The sequence below is a fragment of the Nocardioides sp. genome, from assembly GCF_036401255.1.
Lineage (GTDB): Bacteria > Actinomycetota > Actinomycetes > Propionibacteriales > Nocardioidaceae > Nocardioides.
Genome location: NZ_DASWVI010000078.1, coordinates 1 through 1,922, shown reverse-complemented (window position 1 = coordinate 1,922; position 1,922 = coordinate 1). Strand labels below are relative to the sequence as shown.

At 74.8% G+C, this 1,922-nt stretch carries 3 protein-coding genes; all 3 read right to left on the bottom strand.

The window, feature by feature from the left end; genetic code table 11:
- Nucleotides 1-271 (bottom strand): hypothetical protein (locus VGD85_RS03600; RefSeq protein WP_331062081.1); only part of this gene is annotated, 271 nt, incomplete at its 3' end.
- Complete coding sequence (locus VGD85_RS03595) at nt 268-996, bottom strand: DUF4129 domain-containing protein (protein WP_331062080.1); 729 nt, start codon at nt 994-996, stop codon at nt 268-270. The genes VGD85_RS03600 and VGD85_RS03595, both read right to left, overlap by 4 nt.
- Nucleotides 997-1,127: 131 nt before the next feature.
- Nucleotides 1,128-1,922 (bottom strand): hypothetical protein (locus VGD85_RS03590; protein ID WP_331062079.1); only part of this gene is annotated, 795 nt, incomplete at its 5' end.

Sequence of the window (1,922 nt, the reverse complement as noted above, 5' to 3'; positions counted from 1 at the left end):
GCAGTCGCGGGTCGCCGCGCTCGCGCAGCGAGGGCCGCTCCACCTCGATGTCCCACGAGGCGCCCCCACCGGCGAGCGCATCGCGCAGCAGCCCGAGCAGCGCGACCCCACCGGCCACGAGCGCTCCGAGACGGACCGGGTCCGGGTCGGCGTCGGCGAACACCAGGCCGGCCTCCAGCGCGGCGTACGCGACCGCGCCGCCCGCCAGGCGCCGCCACCACGTCCGCCACCGTGTCCGCCACCGGGTCCGTTCCCCGGCCCGGGCGCTCACGCGGGCACGCCGATCGTGCGGTGGATGGCGTCCAGGGCCGCGAGGGCCTCGCGGCGGTGCTCCTCGGTGAGCTCGTGCTCGGAGAACCGGGCCTCGCGGTAGAGCTCCCCGAGCCGGGTCACCGCCGGCTGGTGGGCGTCGACGAGGTCGAGCAGGCGCATGGTGTACTCCGAGGAGGTCTCCCAGGTGCCGCGGGCCATGCCCGCCGCGGCGGCCTGGGTCTCGAAGCGGTGCCAGCACGCGACGACCGCGTTGCGCGGCGTGCCCTCCTCGGCGAGCAGCCGGCGCTGCGTGGCCGCGTCGGCGAGCATCTCCCGCGCGACCGCTGCGGGGGGCTCGAGGACGTCGAAGGCCAGCCGCTCGGGAGTACGCCGCTTGCGCAGCGCCCGCCGTCGCCGGGTCGACCGCACGAACGGCACCGCGGCGTACCTGGCCACCACCAGCACCAGTGCGACCACCACCGCGAGGTCGACCAGCAGCGCGAACGCCCGCACCCACGGTGGCGTGCCGCGAGACGGGACCGGTTCGGGGGGCTCACGGCCGGCGTCGGCCGACGCGGACGTGGAGGACGCGGTCGTCGTCGGCGACCGGAGCGAGGAGGGGCCGTCACCGCGCAGCACCCCGCTCGGCCCGATCGAGGACGCCCACGCCGCCAGCACCACGAGGAGCAGCGCGCCGGCGACCACCGAGGCCACGGCCAGGGTGCTGGCTTGGCGGGCGGTCATGCCCGGCAAACTACCCGAACGCGACGACGGCCCCGCCCGGGATGGGCGGGGCCGTCGCCGTTGATCTTCCGGAGGCAAGTGCCGGGCCTCCGGGACGCTCCCTCTGGTTCGGCTGGACCGAGGTCAGCGGGTCACAGGATCGGCGAGAACGGCTCGGTGCCGTTGACCAGCTGCAGGCCGGAGATGCCGGAGTGCTGCTGGGCGAACGCGAGCTCCTTGGCCAGGTCGCCGATGTTGTTCGACGCCGGCAGCGGGGCGAGGCCGAGCGTGGAGAGGACGCCGATCGCCTTGCCCCCATCGCTGAGGAAGCCCGAGCCGGAGTCGCCGGGGATGCCCGGGGTCACCGTGTAGAGCGGGTGGCTCCAGCCGCCGTCGGCGGCGTCGTCGCCCAGGCTGATGCCGGTGTGCGGCGAGAGGGGCTCGAGGCCGGCGCGCAGGCTGGAGTTGCCGTAGGTCCAGACCCGGTCACCCGCCGCGGTGCCGTCGGTGTCGATGCCGGTGGGACCGCCCCAGAACGGCACCGACGGGTTGACCTTGGCGACGTCCGCTGCGGCAACCTGGACCAGCGCGAAGTCGTTGTAGGCGCAGGTGTTGGCGTCGGTCGTGCCGAGCTTGTGCATGGTGTCCCACGAGGAGTACACCAAGGTGCCCGAGCCCACCTGGGTGCCCTCGCTGATCAGGCTGCCGCCCTCGTTGAACGTCACCTTGGTGCCGAGCGGCAGCGAGCTCGCCTTGCAGCCGTCGGTGTCGGTCGCCGCGCCGGTGCCGGCACAGTGCGCCGCGTAGCCGACGTACACGTTGCTGGAGGCGTCGGTGAACACGAAGTTCGCCGTGCACTGGGCACCCTCGGTGTACATCATCGTGCCCGGGTGGATCTGGGCGGAGTCGGCGGGCGCCCAGGCCGGGGCGGCGGTGGCCGGCGCGGC

Excerpts from the sequence above, each read along its gene's own strand:
- VGD85_RS03595 (WP_331062080.1), bottom strand. The coding sequence starts at position 996 with ATGACCGCCCGCCAAGCCAGCACCCTGGCCGTGGCCTCGGTGGTCGCC.